Origin of the sequence: Acidithiobacillus ferriphilus (assembly GCF_018854775.1) — a bacterium.
In the GTDB taxonomy this organism is placed as follows: Bacteria; Pseudomonadota; Gammaproteobacteria; order Acidithiobacillales; family Acidithiobacillaceae; genus Acidithiobacillus; species Acidithiobacillus ferriphilus.
Genome location: NZ_JAAZTY010000231.1, coordinates 1 through 2,569 on the forward strand (window position 1 = coordinate 1; position 2,569 = coordinate 2,569).

At 61.4% G+C, this 2,569-nt stretch carries 4 protein-coding genes; all 4 read left to right on the plus strand.

All coding sequences use genetic code 11. The features are described from left to right. The coding region (locus HF921_RS12725; RefSeq protein ID WP_264318208.1) for an isocitrate/isopropylmalate family dehydrogenase at nt 1–241 on the plus strand (241 nt) is incomplete at its 5' end. Nucleotides 242–250: 9 nt separating this feature from the next. Continuing rightward, nucleotides 251–1,414, plus strand: coding sequence for an ADP-forming succinate--CoA ligase subunit beta (gene sucC, locus HF921_RS12730; protein WP_215892219.1), 1,164 nt, complete (start codon nt 251–253; stop codon nt 1,412–1,414). Nucleotide 1,415: 1 nt separating this feature from the next. Beyond that, nucleotides 1,416–1,760, plus strand: a complete 345-nt coding sequence (locus HF921_RS12735; RefSeq protein WP_064219680.1) for a hypothetical protein — start codon at nt 1,416–1,418, stop codon at nt 1,758–1,760. Beyond that, nucleotides 1,757–2,569: succinate--CoA ligase subunit alpha (sucD, locus tag HF921_RS12740; RefSeq protein WP_215893947.1), on the plus strand; the 813-nt coding region annotated here is incomplete at its 3' end. The genes HF921_RS12735 and sucD, both read left to right, overlap by 4 nt.

Sequence of the window (2,569 nt, forward strand, 5' to 3'; positions counted from 1 at the left end):
TACCCACGGCACGGCGCCGGACATCGCCGGGCAGGGTAAGGCCAACCCCAGTTCGCTGATTTTGTCGGCGGTGATGATGCTGGAGCATCTGGGTTGGGGTGAGGCGGCGACGCGCATCGTGGTGGCCATGAACGCGGCCATCGCCAGCGGCGAGGTGACCGGTGACCTGGCGGCCTTGCGCGGTGACGTTCCCGCCTTGAGTACGGCGGAGTTCAGTGCGGCGCTGGTGCGCCGTTTGTGAGGAAATTTCATGAATTTGCATGAGTATCAGGCCAAGCGTCTGCTCGCCGAAGAAGGAGTGCCGGTGCCCCGCGCCATTCCCGCCTTCTCGGTGCGGGAGGCCGTGAATCAGGCCCGTGAACTGGGTGGCTCGGCCTGGGTTGTCAAAGCCCAGGTCCATGCCGGTGGACGCGGCAAGGCCGGTGGCGTGCGGATGGTGGAAAGCATTGCCCAGGTGGAAAAGGCGGCGCAGGAGTTGCTGGGTAAACCGCTGGTCACGGCGCAGACCGGTCCCCAGGGCCAGCATGTGGCGGCCTTGCTCATTGAGGAACCCAGCCAGATTGCCCGCGAGCTTTATCTGGCCCTGATGGTGGATCGGGGGCAGGCACGGATTACCTTTCTGGCTACCCGGGAAGGCGGCATGGATATTGAGGAGCTGGCGGCCTCCCGGCCGGAGGCCCTGCATCGGGTCGTGGTCGAGCCCAGCACCGGCTTCCTGCCTTTTCAAGCGCGCCAGCTCGGTTTCCAGTTCGGACTGGACGCCAGCCAGGTGCAGCAACTCACCCGCATCATGCAGGGCATGTATCGCCTGGCGCAACGGCTCGATGCCCTGATGGTGGAGATCAATCCCCTTGCCATCACGACTGAAGGCAAACTGCTGGCCCTGGATGCCAAGGTGGTGATGGATGACAACGCCCTGTATCGCCACCCTGAGTCAGATGAGCTCTTTGATTCTACCCAGCAGGATGGGCGAGAGATTACCGCGCGGCAGTTTGGACTGAACTATATCTCCCTGGAGGGCAACATCGGCTGCATGGTCAACGGGGCCGGTCTGGCCATGGCGACCATGGATCTGATCAAACTACACGGCGGCGAGCCCGCCAATTTTCTGGATGTGGGCGGTGGTGCGGCCGCGGACAAGGTCACCCAGGCCTTCAAGCTCATTCTCTCGGACATCCGGGTGAAGGCGATACTGGTCAATATCTTCGGGGGCATCACCCGCTGTGATCTGCTCGCGGAAGGCATCATCCAGGCCGCGGCAGAGGTGGGTATTCATCTGCCGGTGGTGGTGCGTCTGGAGGGCACTAAAAAGGAGGAGGGCATGGCCCTGCTGCGTGACAGTGGTCTCTCCCTGATCACCGCCGACGGTCTTACGGATGCGGCGATGAAAGCTGTCGCCGCGGCACAGGGTTGACGTGTCTATCAATATCCTCTGGTTACAACGCCTGTGGCCGGTGCTGCGCAGCTCCGGCCCGCTGATTTCCCGTCTCGCCGATGTCTATGTAAAACGTGGTGCCGATCAAAAAAGTGCTGAGGTGATGGCGGAGATGGCGGTGTTGCTCGATCAGATTCTCGATGAGCGGCTTAAATCTGTCGCGCAGGCTGACGATATCGATGCGTTGCGCCGGGATCTGGCGGCTTTGCGCGCGGATGTCGATAAAATCGGTCCGGCACCCCGGCGCAATCCCTATGTGCTTCTTCTGCTCCTCGGAGAGGCGGTAATTGGTATTCTTCTTATCATGATTCTGGTGCATCTATGAGCATATTGCTGTCCCGCGAAACGCGTGTGATCTGCCAGGGCTTTACCGGCAAGCAGGGGACTTTTCACTCGCAACAGGCCATGGCCTATGGCACTTGCATGGTGGGTGGGGTGACCCCCGGCAAGGGCGGCAGCCGCCATCTTGATCTGCCGGTGTTTGATACGGTGGCTGGTGCTGTGCAGGATACCGGGGCCGAGGCCAGTGTGATCTATGTACCCTCACCTTTTGCCGCCGATGCGATCATTGAGGCGGCTGCCGCGGGTATCCAACTCATCGTCTGCATCACCGAAGGTATTCCGGTGCATGACATGCTGATGGTGAAGCATTATCTGGCGGACACAGCGACGCGACTCATCGGCCCTAACTGTCCGGGAATCATCACGCCGGGACAGTCCAAGATCGGGATCATGCCCGGCGCCATTCACCAGACCGGACGGGTAGGCATTGTTTCCCGCTCCGGCACCCTCACCTATGAAGCGGTAGAGCAGACCACCCGCCTGGGCCTGGGGCAGAGTACCTGCGTGGGCATCGGCGGAGACCCCCTGATTGGCATGGATTTTATTGAAATATTGCAGCTTTTTGAGGCGGACCCGCAGACCGAGGTGATTGTCATGGTGGGCGAGATCGGCGGACGCATGGAGGAGGACGCGGCGGCCTTTATCCAGAAGCATGTCCGTAAACCGGTGGTGGCTTTCATTGCTGGTTCCACGGCGCCCAAGGGCAAGCGCATGGGTCATGCGGGGGCTATCATCGACGGTGGCGCAGGAACGGCGGCGGCCAAATATGCGGTACTGGAAGCGGCGGGCGTC

What these genes read in the sequence shown, in the direction of transcription:
- sucC (WP_215892219.1), top strand. Translation starts at nt 251, where the DNA reads ATGAATTTGCATGAGTATCAGGCCAAGCGTCTGCTCGCCGAAGAAGGA.